The organism is Agrococcus sp. HG114, from assembly GCF_024723325.1.
Lineage (GTDB): Bacteria > Actinomycetota > Actinomycetes > Actinomycetales > Microbacteriaceae > Agrococcus.
This window is the reverse complement of sequence record NZ_JANQCH010000008.1, coordinates 1-19,082: the sequence shown is the minus strand read 5'-3', so window position 1 is coordinate 19,082 and position 19,082 is coordinate 1. Positions and strand designations below refer to the sequence as shown.

Genomic DNA, 19,082 nt, shown 5'->3' with positions numbered 1-19,082 from the left:
CCAGCGTAGGCACGCTCGCTGGGCGTCAGCGGAGGAACAGCGCCCGCAGCCGCGTGGTCGTGAACCACAGCCCGAGCACGACCATCACCGCGAAGTAGAGCAGGTGCAGGAGGATCGACGGCTGCACGAGCCCGGTGGTCAGCTGCCGGATCATGTCGACGCCGTGCCACAGCGGGAGCGCCTGAATGATCCACTGCACACCCTGCGGGTACACCTCGATCGGGAAGAAGGTCGCCGAGAGGAGGAACATCGGCATCATCACGATGTAGACGTAGTCGAGGTGCTGGAACGTCTTCATGTAGCTCGTGATGGCCATGCCGAAGGACGCGAAGCCGAAGGCGATGACGAGCGCCGCGGGGATGGCGAGCACGGCCGTCCACGCGAGGTTGAGGCCCATGAGCGTCGTGACGAGCATGAAGCCGCACGCGTAGAGCAGGCCGCGGAAGAGCGCGAGCAGGATCTCGCCGAGGGCGACGTCGAGCGGCCCGAGCGAGGTCGAGAGCATCTGCTGGTAGAGCTTCGCGAAGTTCATCTTGAAGAAGACGTTCATCGTCGAGTCGTAGACCGCGCCGTTCATCGCGCTCACCGCCATGAGGGCCGGCGCGATGTACGCCGCGTACGGCACCTCGGTGCCGTAGAACTGCACGCCCCCGATGAGCGCGCCGAGGCCGATGCCCATCGAGAGCAGGTAGAAGACGGGCTCGAAGAAGCCGGTGACGACGATGAGCCAGTTGTTGCGCGCGATGACCCGCAGGCCTCGCGCGACCACCGAGCGCGTGTTCCCCGCGTAGATCCCGCGCAGCGGCCCGCGCACCTTCGGCGCCGGGGCCTCGAGCAGCAGCTCGCTCATCGGTCGAGCCTCCGTCGGAAGGTGCGGATGGACAGCGCGCACGTGAGCGCGGCGAGGCCGAGGAGGAAGCCCAGGTGCACGACCGCCATGAGCGGCGCCATGGGCGCGCCGTACAGCGCGGTGCGGCCGAGCTCGGCGGCGTGCCACAGCGGCGAGATCCAGCCGATCCACTGCAGGAGCGCCGGCAGAGTCTCGAGCGGGAAGTAGGTGCCCGAGAAGAGCGTGAGCGGCACGACCACGAAGCGCTCGATGAACGAGAGCTGCCCGCGGTCGTCCGTCTGGGTCGACACCCACGACATCACCGCGAAGCCGAACGCGGTCGCGAGCAGCAGCCCGATTCCGATGAGCGAGAGCGCGCCGAGCGGCGTGCCGATGCCGAGCAGCAGCATGACGAGCGAGAACGACGTGAGCGGCAGCAGCACCCGCACGAGCACCGAGACCTGGAACCCGATCACGATGTGCGCGGGGCCGATGGGCGTGCCGTTCATGGCGAGGAACATCGGGAACCACTTGAAGCCGCCGAACACGCCCCAGGTGTTCTCCTGCGCGGCGGTCTGCATCGCCGCGGCGAGCGCGAGCGCGGGGGCGACGAACGTCAGGTAGGGCACGCCGTCGACGCCCCGCTCCCCCTGGTTGGCGTCGACGAGCATGCCGAGGCCGAAGCCGAGCCCGAGGATGTAGAGGAACGGCTCGCCGAGGCCGAGCCCGACCCACGTGACGACGTAGGAGCGCATGCCGCGGATGCGGTGCTCGGCGACGAACCACCAGCCCCACGCGCGCGACCGCTGCGCGACGACGGCGTGGTCGACCCCGCCGGCGTCGGCGAGCGTGCGCGTCGGGATCGACTCGCTCATTCGATCAGCGACCTTCCGGTGAGCCGCAGGAACACGTCCTCGAGGCTCGAGCGCCGCACGAGGCTCGTGAGGGGGCTGAGGCCGCGCTCGTGGACGGCCGACATCGCCGCCTCGCCGTCGTCGTCGTAGACGAGCACCCGGTCGGGCAGCACCTCGATGCGCGAGCCGATGCCCTCGATCGCCTTCGCCGCCTCGGCGTTGCGGCTCGATCCGAAGCGCACCTCGAGCACCTCGCGCGTGGAGTACTGGCGGATGAGCGAGGCGGGGCTGCCCTCGGCGACGATCGTGCCCTTGTCGACGACCACGAGGCGGTCGCACAGCTGCTCGGCCTCGTCCATGTAGTGGGTGGTGAGCACGAGCGTCGTGCCCTCCTCCTTCAGCCGGAACAGGCGATCCCACAGCACGTGCCGCGCCTGCGGGTCGAGGCCCGTGGTCGGCTCGTCGAGCAGCATCGCCTTCGGCGCGTTGATGAGGCCGCGCGCGATCGTGAGGCGCCGCTTCATGCCGCCCGAGAGCCCGTCGACGCGCGCCTTGCGCTTCTCGGTGAGCTGGGCGAACTCGAGCAGCTCCTCCGCCCGCCGCTTCACGTAGTCGAGCGGCAGCCCGAAGTAGCGGCCGTAGACGATGAGGTTGTCGATCACCCGCAGCTCCTCGTCGAGCTGGTCGGCCTGCGGCACGATGCCGAGCTGCGCGCGCACCTCGGGGCCGTGGCTCTCGGGGTCGAAGCCGAGCACCCGCAGATCGCCGGCCGTGCGCGTCGACGTCGCCGCGATCATCCGCATCGTCGTCGACTTGCCGGCGCCGTTCGGCCCCAGGAAGCCGAACGCCTCCCCCGGCTCGATCGAGAAGTCGATGCCGTCGACGGCGGTGAAGTCGCCGTACTGCTTGCGGAGTCCGGTCGCCTCGATCACGGGTGCTGGCACGAGACCTCAGGGTAGACCGTGCCGCCCACACCGTCGCACCCGCGTCGTCGGCCGCGCCCGACGCATCCGCCGCCCGTCGATCGCGAGCCGCCGCACGCGGGAGAATGGATGCGATGAGCGAGCGACGAGGGATGTTCGGCAGGCGGCGCGGCGACGAGGGCCCGCGTGCGAGCGTGCGCGAGCTGCTGCCCTACCTGTTCCCGAAGAAGGGCCTGCTCGCGGGCGCGATCGTGCTCTCGGTCGTCGGTGCCGGCTTCTCGCTCGCGCAGCCCGCGATGGCGCAGGAGCTCATCGCGCGCGTCGAGCAGTCGCGGCCGCTCGAGTGGCTGCCGTGGGCGCTGCTCGCGGTCGTCGTGATCGGCGCCGTCGCCGACGGCTTCCAGCACTTCCTGCTGCAGGTGCTCGGCGAGCACGTCGTGCTGCGCACGCGCCGCACGCTCGTCGCGTCGCTCCTGCGGCTGCCGATCGCCGAGTTCGACGCCCGCCGGGTCGGCGACCTCGTGAGCCGGGTCGGCAGCGACACGACGCTGCTGCGCGCCGTGCTCACGCAGGGCCTCGTGGAGTCGATCGGCGGGGTCCTGACGCTCGTCGGCGCCGTGATCGCGATGCTCATCATCGACCCGCTGCTGCTGGGCCTGACCGTCCTCGTGCTCGCCGTCGCGATCGTCGCGATGCTGCTCGTCATGCCGATGCTCACGCGCGCGTCGGGCGCCGCGCAGGAGCAGGTCGGCCACCTGACGAGCGCGCTCGAGCGCGCGATCAGCGCCGTGCGCACCGTGCGGGCTGCGGGGGCGACGGCGCGCGAGGTCGACGCGATCGGCGAGCGCGCGGTCGATGCCTTCCGCGCGGGCGTGCGCGTCGCCCGCATCTCGGCGCTCGTCGTGCCGATCTTCGGCATCGCGCTGCAGCTCGCGTTCCTCGTCGTGCTGGGCGTGGGGGGCCTGCGCGTCGCGACGGGCGAGATCGGCATCTCGCAGCTCGTCGGCTTCCTGCTGTTCCTGTTCCTCATGATCATGCCGCTCGGGCAGCTCGCGGGCGCGATCTCGGCGGTGAGCGTCGCGCTCGGCGCGCTCGGCCGCATCCAGGAGATCGTGCGGCTGCCGTCCGAGGACGCGGGAGATGCGCGGGAGGCCCTCTCCCCGGTGCACGGAGCCCCGATGGTCGAGTTCGACCGCGTGAGCTTCGCGTACGCGTCGGCGGATGCGCCGCGCGCGGTCCTCGAGGGCGTCTCGTTCGCCGTTCCGGCCGGTTCGCGCACCGCGCTCGTCGGTCCCTCGGGAGCCGGCAAGTCGACGACGTTCGCGCTGCTCGAGCGGTTCTACGACGTCGACGCGGGGCGTGTGCTCGTCGGCGGCCGCGACGTGCGCGACGTCGACCGCGAGAGCCTCCGCGCCCGCATCGGCTACGTCGAGCAGGACGCGCCGGCGCTCGCCGGGTCGCTGCGCGACAACCTGCGCCTCGCCGCGCCCGACGCGACCGACGAGCAGCTGCTCGCGGCGCTCGATTCGGTCAACCTCGCGGATCTCGTCGAGCGCTCCCCGCGGGGGCTCGACACCGAGGTCGGCGAGTCCGGCGTGCTGCTCTCGGGCGGCGAGCGGCAGCGGCTGGCGATCGCGCGCGCCCTGCTGGCCGCGACCCCGATCCTGCTGCTCGACGAGTCGACCGCGAGCCTCGACGCGCGCAACGAGGCGTCGCTCAAGGCAGCGCTCGAGGTCGCGAGCGAGGGCCGCACGACACTCGTGATCGCGCACCGGCTCGCGACCGTCGTCGACGCCGACCAGATCGTCGTGCTCGACGGCGGCAGGGTGCTCGCGCGCGGCACGCACGCGGAGCTGCTCGAGTCGTCGCCGCTCTACCGCGAGCTCGCGACGCACCAGCTGCTCACCGCCGCACCGGTCGCCGAGTAGCTGCCGGGGCGGTTCGGAGTCCTCCCCTGGTGCCGGCGCCCGGGACGGGCCCCGGAGCCGGGGTCGCGGCGGCGGCCCGAAAGGGCCGCCGCCTCAGAGCTCCACCGCTCAGGCGAACGGGTTGGGCATGAGCGTGTACTTCGTCTCGAGGTACTCGTGGATGCCCTCGGCGCCGCCCTCACGGCCGAGGCCCGACTGCTTCACGCCGCCGAAGGGGCCGGCCGCGTTCGAGACCACGCCGACGTTGAGGCCCATCATGCCGGTGTCGATGAGCTCGATCATCCGCTGCCCGCGCTTCGTGTCCTCGGTGAAGACGTAGCCGACGAGGCCGTACTCGGTGGCGTTCGCGAGGCGCACCGCCTCCTCCTCGGTCGAGAACCGCTGGATCGCGACGACGGGGCCGAAGATCTCCTCGATCGAGACGGCCATCTCGGCGGTGACGCCGTCGAGCACGGTGGGCTCGAAGAACGACCCCGGGCCGTCGATCGCCTTGCCGCCCGTGATGAGCGTCGCGCCATCGCCGACCGCCGACTCGACGAGGCGGACGGCGTTGTCGACGGCCTTGTCCTCGACGAGCGGGCCGATCGTCACGCCCTCCTCGGTGCCGCGGCCGATCTTCATCGCCTTGACGGCGTCGCCGATGCGGCGCGAGAACTCGTCGGCGATCGACTCGTGCACGATGAACCGGTTGGCGGCCGTGCAGGCCTGCCCGATGTTGCGGAACTTCGCGAGCAGCGCGCCCTCCACGGCCTTGTCGAGGTCGGCGTCCTCGAACACCACGAACGGCGCGTTGCCGCCGAGCTCCATCGACGACTTCAGCACGTTGTCGGCCGCCTGCTTCAGCAGCTGCACGCCGACCGGGGTCGAGCCGGTGAACGACACCTTGCGCAGGCGCGGGTCGGCCAGCAGCTTCTCCGAAAGGGCGCCGGTCGACTTCGTGGTGATGACGTTGACGACGCCCTTCGGCAGCCCGGCCTCCTCGAGCAGGCCGACGAGCGCGAGCGTCGTGAGCGGCGTGAGGGTCGCGGGCTTGACGACCGCGGTGCAGCCCGCCGCGAGCGCCGGGCCGAGCTTGCGCGTGGCCATCGCGAGCGGGAAGTTCCAGGGCGTGATGAGGAAGCACGGGCCGACGGGCCGGTGGGTGACGATCATCTGGCCGGTGCCCTCGGGCGTCATCGTGTAGCGGCCGTCGATGCGGACGGCCTCCTCCGAGAACCAGCGCAGGAACTCGCCGCCGTAGGCGACCTCGCCGCGGGCCTCGGCGAGCGGCTTGCCCATCTCCATCGTCATGAGGAGCGCGAACTCCTCCTTGCGCTCCTGGAGCAGGTCGAACGCCTTGCGCAGGATCTCGCCGCGGACGCGCGCGGGCGTGCGGGCCCACTGCTCCTGGGCGGCGACCGCCGCGTCGAGCGCTCGCACGCCGTCCTCGACGGAGCCGTTCGCGATCTCCTTGATGACCTCGCCGGTCGCCGGGTCGCGCACCTCGATGGTGCCCTGCTCGCCGTCGATCCACTCGCCGCCGATGAACAGCTGGCCGCGGACGGCGTCGAGCACCTCGGTCTCGCGGGTCGAGGTCGCTTGGGTGACGCTCATGAGAACTCCTTCGTGGAGAGCGGGACGGACCGATCGCGGGAGATCGACCGGCGGCGCGCCACGAGCGCGGTGCCGCACGTCAAGCCTACGCTCCGGCCCGCACCGCCTCGGGCTCGCGCTGCAGCTCGCCGCTGCGCCGCGGCTCGCGCGCGAGCTGCGACGGCCACCAGGTCTTCGGCCCGATCTCGAGCGCGAGCGCGGGCACGAGCAGCGAGCGCACGAGCGTCGTGTCGATGAGCACGCCGAGCGCGACGATGATCGCGAGCTGCAGGAGGAAGAGCACGGGGATGACGCCGAGCGCGGCGAAGGTCGCTGCGAGCACCACGCCCGCCGAGGTGATGACGCCGCCCGTCACGCGCAGGCCCCGCAGCACGCCCGCGCGGTGGCCGCGGAGAGCGACCTCCTCGCGCACCCGCGTCATGAGGAAGATGTTGTAGTCGACGCCGAGCGCGACGAGGAACACGAAGGCGAACAGCGGCACCGACGGGTCCATGTCGGGGATGCCGAGGGCCTGCAGGATGAGCGCGCCGACGCCGAGCGCGGTGTAGTACGACAGCACCGTCGTCGCGAGCAGCAGCGCAGCGGCGACGATCGAGCGCAGCAGGAGCATCAGGATGATGCCGATCACGAACAGGACGATCGGGATGATGAGCGCCCTGTCGCGCTGCGAGGCGTCGTTCGTGTCGATCGCCGTCGCGGTCGCACCGCCGACGAGCACCTCCGGCGAGATCGCGTGCACGTTCTCGCGCACCTCGCGCACGGTCTCCTGCGCCTCGTTGGAGTCCGGGGCCGCCGCGAGCGTCGCCTGCAGCAGCACGCGACCGTCGACGACGGTGGGCGCGAACGCGCCGAACGGCGACGCCGGATCCACCGGGAGCGGGACGGTGCCCGAGGGCGACTCCTCGCTCACGGCCGCGACGCTCTCGACGCCGTCGACGCCGGCCAGCGCATCCGCCACCTCGTCGAGCCGCGCCTCGGGGGCGAGCACCTGGGTGGGGGTGCCCGAGCCGCCGGGGAAGTGCGCCGAGAGGAGCTCCTGGCCGTCGCGGGCCTCCGACTCGCCGACGACGAACTCGCTCGAGGGCACGCCCTCGGCGCGCAGCTGCGTCACGCCGATCGCGCCGGCGCCGAGCACGAGCGCGGTGACGATCCAGACGGTGCGCGCGCGGCGGTCGACGAGCGACGAGACCGCGCCCCACACGCCCTTGTCGTCGGGCTTCGTGCGCGGCCTCTCGGGCGTGGGCGCGACGGGCCAGAACGCGACGCGGCCGAACGCGAGCAGCAGCGCGGGCAGCAGCGTGAGCCCGGCGAGGATCGACGTCGCGATGCCGATCGCCGCGACGGGGCCGAGCTGCAGGTTGGACACGAGGTCGCTCAGCAGCAGGCACAGGAGGCCCGCGATCACGGTGCCGCCCGAGGCGATGATCGGCTCGAACGAGCCCTTGAGCGCGGCGACCGTCGCCTGCCAGCGCGAGCGCGTCTGGCCGAGCGCCTCGCGGAAGCGCGCGGTGTAGAGGAGGCCGTAGTCGGTCGCGGCGCCCACCACCAGGATGAAGAGGATGCCCTGCGTCTGGCCGCTCAGGGTGAGCACGCCCGCCTTCGCGAGCTCGAAGACGACGAGGATCGCGAGGCACAGCGCCGCGACCGAGGTGAACAGCACCAGGAGCGGCAGCAGCGGCGAGCGGTACACGATCACGAGGATCACGAGCACGGCCGCGAGGGCGACGAGCAGCAGGATGCCGTCGATGCCCGCGAACGCGTCGCCGATGTCGGCGGTGAAGCCGGCCGGGCCCGTCACCTTCGCCTCGACGTCATCGCCGAGCGGCGCATCCGCGACGAGCGCGCGCAGCTCGGCGACCAGGTCGGGTACCTCGCCGGACGCGCCCGAGCTGTCGAGCAGCGCAACGATCTGCGCCGCCTGGCCGTCGTCGCTGGGCACGAGGGGGGACGCCTCCACGACGCCGTCCAGCCCGAGGATGTCCGCCTGCAGCTCGGCCAGCGCCTCGAGCGAGCCTTCCCCGAGTCGGCCATCGGCGGCAACGATCACGATCGCCGGGATCTCGTCATCGCCGACGAACTCGCCGAGCTCCTGCTGGACGAGCGTCGACTCGGCGCTCGAGGGCAGGAAGCTCGTCTGGTCATTCGAGACGACGCTCGAGAGCCGGCCGAAGGTCGGTCCGCCGACTCCCGCGGCCGCGAGCCAGCCCAGGATCAGGACGATGGGGAGGAGGATGCGGAGCCACTGCGGCACGCGTGGCTTGGCGGTGGGGAGCGAGGCGCGATTCGACACTTAGCCAGTCTATCTGTTAGTCCGTCTATGTACAGTCCCGATGTGACGGGCGACTGGGCGTCGCACCCAGCAGCAGACAGACTACATGTAGATCGGCTACATGTGCATCAGTGGCGTCGCACGACCTCCACGCCCCCGTCTCGCATCTCGTCGAGCGCGGTCGCCCGCGTGTCGGGCGAGACCGCCGAGGTGAGCGCGTCGATCACCCGCACCTTGATGCCGGCGAGCGCCGCGTCGAGGGCGGACGCCTTCACGCAGTAGTCGGTCGCGATGCCGACGACGTCGAGCTCATCGATGCCCTGCTCCTCGAGCACCTCGTCGAGCGTCTCCCCGTCGTCGGTCACGCCCTCGAACGCCGAGTAGGCGGGCTTCCCCTGGCCCTTCTTCACGTGCACGTCGATCGCGAGCGCGTCGAGCGCCGGGTGGTAGTCGGCGCCCGGCGTTCCGGCGACGCAGTGCACGGGCCAGGTGCCGACGAAGTCGGGCTCGCCGGTCGCGAAGTGGCCGCCGTTGTCGTTCGAGCCGTCGTGCCAGTCGCGGCTCGCGACGACCAGGTCGTAGGAGTGCGAGCGGAGGTGCTCGGTGATGGCGGCGGCGACGGCGGCACCGCCCGCCGTGCCGAGCGCGCCGCCCTCGGTGAAGTCGTTCTGCACGTCGACGATGAGGATGCCCTTGGCCATGCCCTCAGGCTAGTGCGGGACCGCGGCGCGACATCGCCCTTGCGGTTCCCGCGGGAGCGCGTAGTGTGGGGTACACATCGGGTTCCGACTTTCGTTCGCAGCGAGATCCTTCCCGCGATCTCCCACTGCAGGCCGTGACTCCTCTCGCGGCAACAGAACGAACCGGAAATGCACGCACGTCCCCGTGACGTGGCAGCGGACATCGACGCCCTCGCAGGCGGTTTCGAGCGCTCCCTCGTCGACCCCTCCTTCGAACGACGCATCCTCGCGGAAGCGCACCCGGCAGTGCTCGCCGCAGCCGCCCGATCGAGGCGAGTGTCCCCAGAGCTCCTGCAGGCGCTCTGGGACTCGACCTCGGATCCCGGGCTCCGCCACGCGATCGCACGGAACATCACGGCACCGCTCGCCCTCATCGGCGCGAGCCGCCACAGCGACTTCGGCGAGATCGAGCTCGCGATCTACGCGCTGCGCATGGGGCAGCCGCATCTCGCCTGCCTGATCCGCGAGCCGGCGCCCGACCCCGACACGACGCTCGACGAGCGCTGGCGCGAGATCGGGGGCCTCCCCAGGTCCGCGCCGGGCGCCGAGCCCCCGCGCGTGCCGTCGGCGGCGACGACCGCGGTCGATGGCCGGAGCCGCGCATGAGCGCGCTGCTCGACGCAGAGATCGCCATGGCAGCGGTGGTCCTGGTGGCCTTCATCGCACTCGTGATCGTCGCCGTCGCGCTGCTGCGGCGCGCCATCATCAGTCGGACCCCTGAGCTGCGGGAGCGACCGCAGTCGCCGCGCGGCCGCGGCACCGCCACGACCGACACCTGAACGACGAGCCGACCCGCGAGCCTCCGGCGGCGAGCGGATGCGCACGGTCGCCGCACGACAGAACGGCCCCCGACGGATGCTCCTCGCGGAGCACCCGGTCGGGGGCCGTTCGTGTCTGTGCCGCCTCGGAGAATCGAACTCCGGACCTATTCATTACGAGTGAATCGCTCTGCCGACTGAGCTAAGGCGGCGTGCCGAGGCACGATCAACGATCATAGCGCATGCGCTCGGCCCGCCACGACCTTGACCCTCGCAGGAGCGCACCCCAGGCTCGAGGCATGACTCCCGCGCCGTGGCCCACCCGCCCGACCGAGCCGACCGCATCCGACCTCGCGCAGATCGACGCGTGGTGGCGCGCAGCGAACTACCTGAGCGTCGGGCAGATCTACTTGCTCGACAACCCGCTGCTGCGCGAGCCGCTCGCGCGCGACCACATCAAGCCGCGCCTGCTCGGCCACTGGGGCACGACGCCGGGGCTCACCTTCGTCCAGGCGCACCTGAACCGCGTCATCCGCGAGCGCCGCCAGCGCACGCTGTTCGTCACCGGGCCCGGGCACGGCGGGCCCGCCGTCGTCGCGGGCGCCTACCTCGAGGGCACCTACTCCGAGCGCTTCCCCGAGGTCGGGCTCGACGAGCCCGGCATGCGGCGGCTCTTCCGCCAGTTCTCGTTCCCCGGCGGCATCCCGAGCCACGCTGCGCCCGAGACGCCCGGGTCGATCAACGAGGGCGGCGAGCTCGGCTACTCGCTCGCGCACGCGTACGGCGCGGCGTTCGACGACCCGGATCTGCTCGTCGCATGCGTGATCGGCGACGGCGAGGCCGAGACCGGCCCATTGGCGGCCGCGTGGCACAGCACCAAGTTCCTGAACCCCGCCGCCGACGGCGCGGTGCTGCCGATCCTGCACCTCAACGGCTACAAGATCGCAGGCCCGACCGTGCTCGCCCGCATCCCCGAGGCAGAGCTCGTCGCCCTCATGCGCGGCTACGGCCACGACCCGCTCGTCGTCGAGGTGGGCGCCGACGGGGAGCCGCACCTCGAGGCGCACGCGCGCTTCGCCGCCGTGCTCGACGACGCGCTCGACCGCATCGCCGCGATCAAGGCGGATGCGCGGGCCGGGCGCCTCGAGGAGCGTCCCGCGTGGCCCATGATCGTGCTGCGCAGCCCCAAGGGCTGGACGGGTCCCGACCGGGTCGACGGCACCGACGTCGAGGGCACCTGGCGCGCCCACCAGGTGCCGCTCTCGGGCGTGCGCGACGACGACGAGCACCGCGCGCTGCTCACCGAGTGGCTGCGCTCGTACCGGCCGGACGAGCTGTTCGAGGACGCCGGCGCACCGGTGGCGCTCGTGCGCGACCACGCCCCCGAGGGCGAGCTGCGGATGGGCGCGCTCCCGGCCGCGAACGGCGGCGAGGTGCGGGAGGAGCTGCGCCTGACCGACTTCCGCGATCACGCCGTCGAGGTGGATCCCGCCGCGCGTGGCGCCGACGACGCGGAGGCCACCGCGGTGCTCGGCGGCTGGCTCGCCGAGGTGATCCGCGACAACCCCGCGACGTTCCGCATCTTCGGACCCGACGAGACCGCATCCAACCGCCTCGCCCCGCACGTCTACGCCTCCACCGAGCGGCAGTGGAACGCCGAGACGCTGCCCGGCGACGAGCACCTCGCCCCGACCGGCCGCGTGATGGAGGTGCTGAGCGAGCACCTGTGCCAGGGATGGCTCGAGGGCTACCTCCTCACCGGGCGCCACGGCCTCTTCAACACCTACGAGGCCTTCGCCCACATCGTCGACTCGATGCTCGGGCAGCACGCGAAGTGGCTCGAGTCGGCCGCGCACGTGCCGTGGCGCGAGCCGATCTCGAGCCTCAACTACCTGCTCTCGAGCCACGTGTGGCGGCAGGACCACAACGGGTTCAGCCATCAGGACCCCGGCTTCATCGACGTCGCGCTCAACAAGAGCGCCGACGTCGTGCGCGTCTACCTGCCGTTCGACGCCAACACGCTGCTGTCGACCGCCGACCACTGCCTGCGGTCGACCGGCTACGTCAACGTGGTCGTGGCGGGCAAGCAGCCGGCGCCGCAGTGGCTCACGATGGCCGAGGCCGTCGACCACTGCGCGCGCGGCGCCGGCGTGCTCCCCTGGGCGGGCACCGAGACGGCCGACACACCCCCGGATGCCGTACTGGCGGCCGCAGGCGACGTCCCGACCCTCGAGGTGCTCGCCGCCGCCGCGCTGCTTCGCGAGCACGCGCCCGACCTCGCGGTGCGCGTCGTGAACGTCGTCGACCTGACCCGCCTGCAGACCGAGGCGCAGCATCCGCACGGCCTCTCCGACGCAGACTTCGACGCGCTGTTCACGACCGACCGCCCGGTGGTCTTCGCGTACCACGGCTACCCCTGGCTCATCCACCGCCTCACCTACAAGCGCGCGGTGCACGACAACCTGCACGTGCGCGGCTACGTCGAGCGCGGCACCACGACGACCCCGTTCGACATGGTCATGCTCAACGACCTCGACCGCTACCGGCTCGCGATGGACGTCATCGAGCGGGTGCCGGGCATGGCGGAGTCGCATGCCCACGTGCTGCGGGAGCTGGCGGATGCGCGTGCCCGGGCCCGTGCGCACACGCGCGAGCACGGGGTCGACATCCCCGAGGTCGCCGACTGGCGGTGGCCGGGCAACGCCTGAGCCCCCGGCCCCCGCTCAGCAGTCGAGGTCGGCGGGTGGCGCGACCCCCGTGAGGAAGTACTCGTTGACCGGCTCGTCGACGCACGGGTTGGGCATCGGCGCGTAGTACTGGCCGTGGCCCTCGGCGTCGACCGAGATGAGCACGCCCGACTCGAGCATCGCGGCGAGGTCGACGGCCTGCTGGTAGGGCGTCGCCGGGTCGTTGCGGCCGCCGATGACGATGATGGGGTCGGCACCTGGGGCCGTGATCGCGTGCGGCTCGCGCGTCGCCTCGAAGGGCCACGCCGCGCAGCTGCTGAGCCCGACGAAGTCGGGGCCAAGGGTGGGCGCGACCGCCATGATCTCGGCCGCGTTGGCCCGGACCTGGTCGAAGTCGGTGACGGCGGGCGCGTCGAGGCAGTTCACTGCGATGAGCGCCTCGAGCGAGTTGTCCTCGAAGCTGCCGTCGGGACGGACGCCGTAGTAGGCGTCGGCCTCCGCGTACGCGCTCTCGCCCCGGCCGGCGAGCACATCCGCGATCACCTGCCGGAGGGTCTCCCACTGCAGGTCGCTGTAGAGGTTCGCCGCGACGGCGACGAAGAACGCGCTCGAGCCGAGCTGCCGGCCGTCGGCGACCTCGATCGGATCGGCGTCGAGCCGGTCGAGCAGCGCCCGGGTCTGCGCGAGCGCCTCCTCCTGGGTGCCGCTCAGCGGGCAGTCGCCGCGCTGCAGGCAGTCGGCGACGAAGTTGCCGTACGCGAGCTCGAAGCCGGCCGCCTGGTAGAGGGTTCCCTCGAAGTCGGAGCGGTCGGGCGCGACGGCGGCGTCGAGCACCATGCGCCCGACGTTCTCGGGGAAGAGGTCGGCGTAGGTCGAGCCGATGAGCGTGCCGTAGGAGACCCCGAGGTAGTTGAGCTTGTCCTCGCCCAGCAGCGCGCGCAGCAGGTCCATGTCGCTCGCGACCTGCTCCGTGCCGACGAACTCGAGGTAGGCGCCGGTGTGCTCGAGGCACGCGTCGGCGAGCCACTGCGCCGACTCGAGCTGCTGCTGCAGGTCGGCGTCGCTGAGCGGCTCGGGGTCGCCGGGCGGGATCTCCCACAGCCAGTCGTACAGCTCGCGCGGGTCGTCGTAGCACGAGATGGGCGTCGAGCCTCCGACGCCGCGGGGGTCGAAGCCGACGAGGTCGTAGTGCTCGCGCACGTCCGGGTGCATGAGGTAGTCGGCGTACTGCATGACGTAGTCCGCACCCGAGGCGCCGGGGCCGCCCGGGTTGTAGAGGATCGCGCCCTGCCGCTCCCCCGTCGCAGGCGCGACGGTCACGGCGAGCTCGATCTCGTCGTCGGTCGAGCCGAACCAGTCCATCGGCGCCGCCACGGTGCCGCACCAGTTCGGCCCGCACGCCTGCCAGTCGACATCCTGGCCGTAGTACTGCTCGAGCCCCGGTGCGACGTCCTCGCCCGTCGGGCCCCACGTGGGCTCGGAGACGGTGCTCGGCGAGGTGGGCGGGGCGTCGGGCAGCGGCGGCGGCAGGATGACGCAGCCGGTCAGGGCGACGAGCGTCGCGGCGGCGGCAGCGATGGCGGCCAGGCCGCGGCGGGGGCGATGCATGGCTCTACGGTATTGCCCGCGGCTATGCGCGGGGGCGGGCGGCCCGTCGTTGCGCGGCCCGCGCGGCGCTCACGAGCATCGCCTCGAGCGCGAGCAGCGGCGGCACGTTGGCCTCGATCCGCTCGCGCGCGACGCGGATCTGGTCGAGCACCTCGATGACCGCGGCGCGCTCGAGGTAGTCCGCGGCCGCCTGCACCGTGGGGCGCATGGCCTCGTTCACGAGCTCCCGGCCGACGCCGAGCTGCGTGATGAGGATGTCGCGGTAGAGCGAGAGCAGGTCGACGAGGATGCGGTCGACGCCGTCGCGCATGCCGCGCTTCGCGCGCTGCTTCTGCGCGTCCTCGAGCTCCTTGAGCTGGCGGCGCAGCTGCGGCGGCACCGTGCCGCCCGGCTCGACGCCCAGCTGCCGCAGCGCCTGCGCGCGCTCTGCCTCATCGCGCTCGGCGGAGAGCGCGTCGGCGTCGGCGGTCGCGATCTCGACGAACCGGGCGGCGGCGAGCACCGCCGACGACGCGGTGGACACGCGCATCGCGATCTGCAGCGTCTCGGCCCGGCGGGACCGCGCCTCCTCGCTCGTCGCGAGCCGCCTCGCCATGCCGATGTGGCTCTGCGCCTCGCGGGCCGCGCGCGAGGCCACCTCGGGCGCGACGCCGTCGCGCTCGACGAGGAGCCGCGCGACGTCGTCGGGATCCGGCACCTGCAGGTTGACGGTCCGCACGCGCGACCGGATCGTCGGCAGCAGGTCAGCCTCGCTCGGCGCGCACAGCACCCACACGGTCTCGGGCGGCGGCTCCTCGAGGGCCTTGAGCAGCGCGTTCGAGGTGCGCTCGGCCATCCGGTCGGCGTCCTCGACGACGACGACCCGGTAGCGGGCGGTCGAGGGGGCGAGCGCGGCGCGCTGCACGACCGCCCTCGCCTGCGCGATCGTGATGAGCACACCCTCGGTCGAGAGCGTGACCAGGTCGGGGTGCGTGCGCGCCTCGACGAGCGTCTCCACCTCCGGCTCGATGCCGTCCGGACCGGACAGCAGCGCCGCGGCGAACACGTACGCGAGGTTCGAGCGGCCGGAGCCGGGCGGCCCCGTCAGCAGCCACGCGTGCGTCATCGCGCCGTGCTCGTCGCCCTCGGGCCGGGCCGCGGCCGCGCGCCGCAGCTGCGCCACCGCATCCGCCTGGCCGACGATCTCGTCCCAGCCGCCCATCGCTCCCCCGTGCCCGCTTCCTGCTCGCGCCGCGGTCAGCGCCCGGTGGCGAGCATCGCACGCACGTGCGACATGACGCGCTCGTGCACCGCCTCGGGGGTGCCGGATGCGTCGACCACGGCGAAGCGCTCGGGCTCGGCCTCGGCGAGCGCGAGGTAGGCCGCGCGCACCCGCTCGGCGAAGTCGAGCCCGGTCTGCTCGAGCCGGTCGAAGGGCGCGTCGGCGCGGGCCGCCATGCGCTCGCGGCCGACCACCGGGTCGAGGTCGAGCAGCACGGTCAGGTGCGGCAGGAGCCCGTCGACGGCCCAGAGCGACAGGTCGCGCACCTGCTGGCCGTCGAGCTCGCGGCCGGCCCCCTGGTAGGCGACGGATGAATCGAGGTAGCGGTCCTGCACGACCGTCTCGCCGCGCTCGAGCGCGGGGCGCACGAGCGTCGCGACGTGCTGGGCGCGGTCGGCGGCGTAGAGGAGCGCCTCGGCGCGCGGCGCGACGTGGCCGTCCGTGTGCTGCACGAGCCGCCGGATCTCGACGCCGAGCTCCGTGCCGCCGGGCTCGCGGGTGCGCACGACCGTGCGGCCCTCGGCCTCGAGCCGGGCGACGAGCAGCGCCGCCTGGGTCGACTTGCCGGAGCCGTCGCCGCCCTCGAGCGTGATGAAGGCGCCGGTCACGGCTGCTCGGTCGTGTCGGTCTTCTTCTTCGCGGCGGGCTTCCGCGCGGCCGTGGTCTTCGCGCCCGTGGTCTTCCCTGCGGTCGTCTTGGCGCCCGCGCTCTTCGCCGCCGCGGTCTTCGCGGCGGGCTTCTTCGCCGCGGGCTTCCGCGCTGGCTTCTTCGCCGGCCCCTTCTCGCGCTTGAGCTGCAGCAGCTCGACGGCCCGCTCGAACGTGATCGCCTCGACGTCCTCGCCGCGGGGGATCGTCGCGTTGGTCTCGCCGTCGGTGACGTACGGCCCGAATCGCCCGTCGCGCACCTTCACCGGCTTGCCCGAGACGGGGTCGGCGTCGAACTCCTTGAGCGCGCTCGCGGCCTTCCTCGCCCCGTACTTGGGCTGCGCGAAGCGCTCGAGCGCCTGCTCGAGCGTGATCGAGAAGATCTGGTCCTCGTCGTCGAGCGAGCGCGTGTCGGTGCCCTTCGAGAGGAACGGCCCGTAGCGGCCGGGGCGCGCGGTGATCTCGTCGCCCGACTCCGGGTCGACGCCGACGACGCGCGGCAGGGCGAGCAGCTTGAGCGCGGTGTCGAGGTCGACCGACTCCGGCTCCATCGTCTTGAACAGCGAGGCGCGGCGGGGCTTCGGCGCCGCCTTGCCCTTCTTGGGCGCGACCGGCTTGCCCTCGTCGTCGAGCTCGACCGGCAGCGCCTCCTCGATGTACGGCCCGAAGCGGCCGTCCTTCACGACGACGTCGAGGCCCGTCTCCGGGTGCTGCCCGAGCACGCGGTCCTGCGCCGGCTCGGCCGCGAACAGCTCGGCCGCCTTCTCGGGCGTGAGCTGGTCGGGGGTGAGGTCCTCGGGGATGTTCGCGCGCTTCGTCTCGCCGTCGGGGCCCTCCCCCTCGAGGTAGGGGCCGTACTGCCCGACGCGGAGCGTGACGCCGTCGGCGACCGGGATCGAGTTCACCGCGCGCGCGTCGATGTCGCCGAGGTTCTCGACGGTGCTCTTGAGGCCCGGGCGCTCGTCGCTGCCGAAGTAGAAGCGGCGCAGCCACTCCTCGCGGTCGAGCTCGCCGTCGGCGATCCGGTCGAGGTCGGCGAGCATCTCGGCGGTGAAGTCGTAGTCGACGTAGTCGCCGAGGTTGTCCTCGAGCAGCTTGATGGTCGAGAACGCGATCCAGTTCGGCACGAGCGCGCCGCCCCGCTGCGTGACGAAGCCGCGACGCACGATCGTGTCGATGATCGACGCGTACGTCGAGGGGCGGCCGATCTCGAGCTCCTCGAGCGCCTTCACGAGGCTCGCCTCGGTGTAGCGCGGCGGAGGCGTCGTCACGTGGTCCTTGCGCTCGAGCTCGGCGAGCGAGACCGGGTCGGACTCCTTCACGTCGGGCAGCGTGCCCTCGGACTCGGCGTCCTCCGCGTAGCGCGAGGCGTCCTTGCCCTCCTCGTACGCCTGCAGGAAGCCGGGCTCGGTGATGACGGTGCCGGATGCGGTGAACTCGGCGACGCCGCGCGTGGTCTTCTCGGAGGCGATCGTGATCGTCGCGGTCTGCCCGGTCGCGTCGATCATCTGGCTCGCGACCGTGCGCTTCCAGATGAGCTCGTAGAGCCGGTGCTCGTTCGGCGTGAGCGCGCCCTTGACCTCGCTCGGCGTGCGGAACGCGTCGCCGGAGGGCCGGATCGCCTCGTGGGCCTCCTGCGCCGACTTCGACTTGCCCGAGTAGTGGCGCGCGGCCTGCGGGATCGACTCCTTGCCGTAGAGCGCCGCGGCCTGCTCCCGGGCGGCCTTGATCGCCTGCGCCGACAGCGACGGCGAGTCGGTGCGCATGTAGGTGATGTAGCCCTGCTCGTAGAGCGACTGGGCGACCGACATCGTCTGCTTGGCCGAGAGCTTGAGCTTGCGCCCCGCCTCCTGCTGCAGCGTCGAGGTCGTGAACGGCGCCGACGGCCGCCGGCGGTACGGCTTCGACTCGACGCCCGCGACCCGGAACGAGCCCTGCTCGAGCTCGGCGGCGAGCGCCTCGGCCGCGGCGGCGTCGAGCACCGTGCGCACGCCCTTGATCTGCCCGCGGTCGTCGAAGTCGCTGCCGGTGGCGACCCGCGCGCCGCCGAGCCGCACGAGCCGCGCGCCGAATCGGGCCCCCTCGGCCTCGAACTGCGCGGTCAGGCTCCAGTAGCTCGCGGGCACGAACGCCATGCGCTCGCGCTCGCGGTCGACGATGAGCCGCGCAGTGGGTGACTGCACGCGGCCGGCCGAGAGGCCCTGCCGCACCTTGCGCCACAGCACGGGGCTCACCTCGTAGCCGTACAGCCGGTCGAGGATCCGGCGCGTCTCCTGCGCGTCGACGAGCGGCATGTTGAGCTCGCGCATCGAGTCCTTCGCCTGCTCGATCGCGTCCTTGGTGATCTCGTGGAACACCATCCGCTTGACCGGCACCTTCGGCTTCAGCACCTCGAGCAGGTGCCACGCGATCGCCTCGCCCTCGCGGTCCTCATCGGTCGCGAGGATGAGCTCGTCGGCGTCCTTGAGCGCGCGCTTGAGCTCGGCGACGGTCTTCTTCTTCTCGTCGCTCACGACGTAGTAGGGCGCGAAGCCGTGATCGACGTCGACGGCGAACTTGCCGTACGCGCCCTTCTTGAGGTCGGCCGGCAGGTCGCGCGGGCTGACGAGGTCGCGCACGTGCCCGACCGAGGCGAGCACCTGGTACCCCTCGCCGAGGTACCGCTCGATCGTCTTGCCCTTCGCGGGGGACTCCACGATGACGAGCTTCTTGCCCATGCTCACGCTCACTGCTCTACATATAAGGGAGGTCTGCGGCCCGACGGGCCAAGTCGCCACAATACACACGCCGTCATTGCGCCCTCACAGCGGCGGCCCCGCACGGGCGGTGACGGATGCGCGCCACGGCCCGACCGGGATCGCCACGGTCACGCGCGCCTCGAGACCGCGCAGCGCGCACTCGGCGAGCTCCGCCCGGCTCTGCGACGCGACGGCCTGCGCGAGGCCGCACGGCGAGCCGTCGGCGAAGCCGGCGAGCGCATCGGCC

Annotated in this window: 14 protein-coding genes, 1 tRNA gene and 1 pseudogene; 4 read left to right on the top strand and 12 right to left on the bottom strand. The window is 72.3% G+C overall.

Annotated features, from left to right (window positions below):
* Positions 1–25 precede the first annotated feature (25 nt).
* The 3 genes from NWP09_RS01955 to NWP09_RS01945 are packed head-to-tail and all read right to left on the bottom strand — an operon-like array spanning position 26 to position 2,627.
* A complete protein-coding gene (locus NWP09_RS01955) occupies positions 26–850 on the bottom strand; it encodes an ABC transporter permease (protein ID WP_258273861.1) in 825 nt (274 codons plus the stop codon).
* A complete protein-coding gene (locus NWP09_RS01950) occupies positions 847–1,704 on the bottom strand; it encodes an ABC transporter permease (RefSeq protein ID WP_258273860.1) in 858 nt (285 codons plus the stop codon). The genes NWP09_RS01955 and NWP09_RS01950 overlap by 4 nt, the downstream gene beginning before the upstream one ends.
* On the bottom strand, positions 1,701–2,627 hold the full coding sequence (locus tag NWP09_RS01945) for an ABC transporter ATP-binding protein (RefSeq protein ID WP_258273859.1): 927 nt from the start codon (positions 2,625–2,627) through the stop codon (positions 1,701–1,703). Before NWP09_RS01945 ends, NWP09_RS01950 begins: the two co-directional genes overlap by 4 nt.
* A gap of 104 nt (positions 2,628–2,731) precedes the next feature.
* Here NWP09_RS01945 and NWP09_RS01940 point away from each other — a divergent pair, with 104 nt between their 5' ends.
* Positions 2,732–4,534, top strand: coding sequence for an ABC transporter ATP-binding protein (locus NWP09_RS01940; protein ID WP_258273858.1), 1,803 nt, complete (start codon positions 2,732–2,734; stop codon positions 4,532–4,534).
* 108 nt (positions 4,535–4,642) lie between these two features.
* Here the strand turns inward: NWP09_RS01940 and NWP09_RS01935 are convergent, their stop codons facing one another.
* The 3 genes from NWP09_RS01935 to NWP09_RS01925 form a co-directional block, all read right to left on the bottom strand.
* Positions 4,643–6,127: an NAD-dependent succinate-semialdehyde dehydrogenase gene (locus NWP09_RS01935; RefSeq protein ID WP_258273857.1), complete on the bottom strand. Its 1,485-nt coding sequence runs from the start codon at positions 6,125–6,127 to the stop codon at positions 4,643–4,645.
* 85 nt (positions 6,128–6,212) lie between these two features.
* On the bottom strand, positions 6,213–8,417 hold the full coding sequence (locus NWP09_RS01930; RefSeq protein WP_258273856.1) for an MMPL family transporter: 2,205 nt from the start codon (positions 8,415–8,417) through the stop codon (positions 6,213–6,215).
* A gap of 107 nt (positions 8,418–8,524) precedes the next feature.
* Positions 8,525–9,097 carry an isochorismatase family protein gene (locus NWP09_RS01925; protein WP_258273855.1) on the bottom strand — a complete coding sequence of 191 codons (573 nt, stop codon included), beginning with the start codon at positions 9,095–9,097 and terminating at the stop codon, positions 8,525–8,527.
* 315 nt (positions 9,098–9,412) lie between these two features.
* Here NWP09_RS01925 and NWP09_RS01920 point away from each other — a divergent pair, with 315 nt between their 5' ends.
* Together NWP09_RS01920 and NWP09_RS01915 are read left to right on the top strand one after the other, a co-directional pair.
* Positions 9,413–9,742: a hypothetical protein gene (locus NWP09_RS01920; protein WP_258273854.1), complete on the top strand. Its 330-nt coding sequence runs from the start codon at positions 9,413–9,415 to the stop codon at positions 9,740–9,742.
* Entirely contained in the window at positions 9,739–9,915 is a 177-nt protein-coding gene (locus NWP09_RS01915) for a hypothetical protein (RefSeq protein WP_258273853.1), read from the top strand. Before NWP09_RS01920 ends, NWP09_RS01915 begins: the two co-directional genes overlap by 4 nt.
* A 118-nt stretch (positions 9,916–10,033) precedes the next feature.
* Here NWP09_RS01915 and NWP09_RS01910 read toward each other — a convergent pair.
* A tRNA-Thr gene (locus NWP09_RS01910) sits at positions 10,034–10,106 on the bottom strand.
* 87 nt (positions 10,107–10,193) lie between these two features.
* Between NWP09_RS01910 and NWP09_RS01905 the strand changes: the two genes are divergently transcribed.
* Entirely contained in the window at positions 10,194–12,602 is a 2,409-nt protein-coding gene (locus NWP09_RS01905; RefSeq protein WP_258273852.1) for a phosphoketolase, read from the top strand.
* A 15-nt stretch (positions 12,603–12,617) separates the two neighbouring features.
* Here the strand turns inward: NWP09_RS01905 and NWP09_RS01900 are convergent, their stop codons facing one another.
* From NWP09_RS01900 to NWP09_RS01880, 5 genes and pseudogenes are all read right to left on the bottom strand, one after another.
* Entirely contained in the window at positions 12,618–14,189 is a 1,572-nt protein-coding gene (locus NWP09_RS01900; protein ID WP_258273851.1) for an alpha/beta hydrolase, read from the bottom strand.
* Between the two features lie 22 nt (positions 14,190–14,211).
* Positions 14,212–15,390, bottom strand: coding sequence for a DNA polymerase III subunit delta' (locus tag NWP09_RS01895; protein WP_258273850.1), 1,179 nt, complete (start codon positions 15,388–15,390; stop codon positions 14,212–14,214).
* A 35-nt stretch (positions 15,391–15,425) separates the two neighbouring features.
* A complete protein-coding gene (gene tmk, locus NWP09_RS01890; protein WP_258273849.1) occupies positions 15,426–16,058 on the bottom strand; it encodes a dTMP kinase in 633 nt (210 codons plus the stop codon).
* On the bottom strand, positions 16,055–18,820 hold the full coding sequence (gene topA, locus NWP09_RS01885; protein ID WP_258273848.1) for a type I DNA topoisomerase: 2,766 nt from the start codon (positions 18,818–18,820) through the stop codon (positions 16,055–16,057). Before topA ends, tmk begins: the two co-directional genes overlap by 4 nt.
* A gap of 78 nt (positions 18,821–18,898) precedes the next feature.
* Positions 18,899–19,082 (bottom strand): annotated as a pseudogene (locus NWP09_RS01880) (hypothetical protein); the annotation flags it as partial.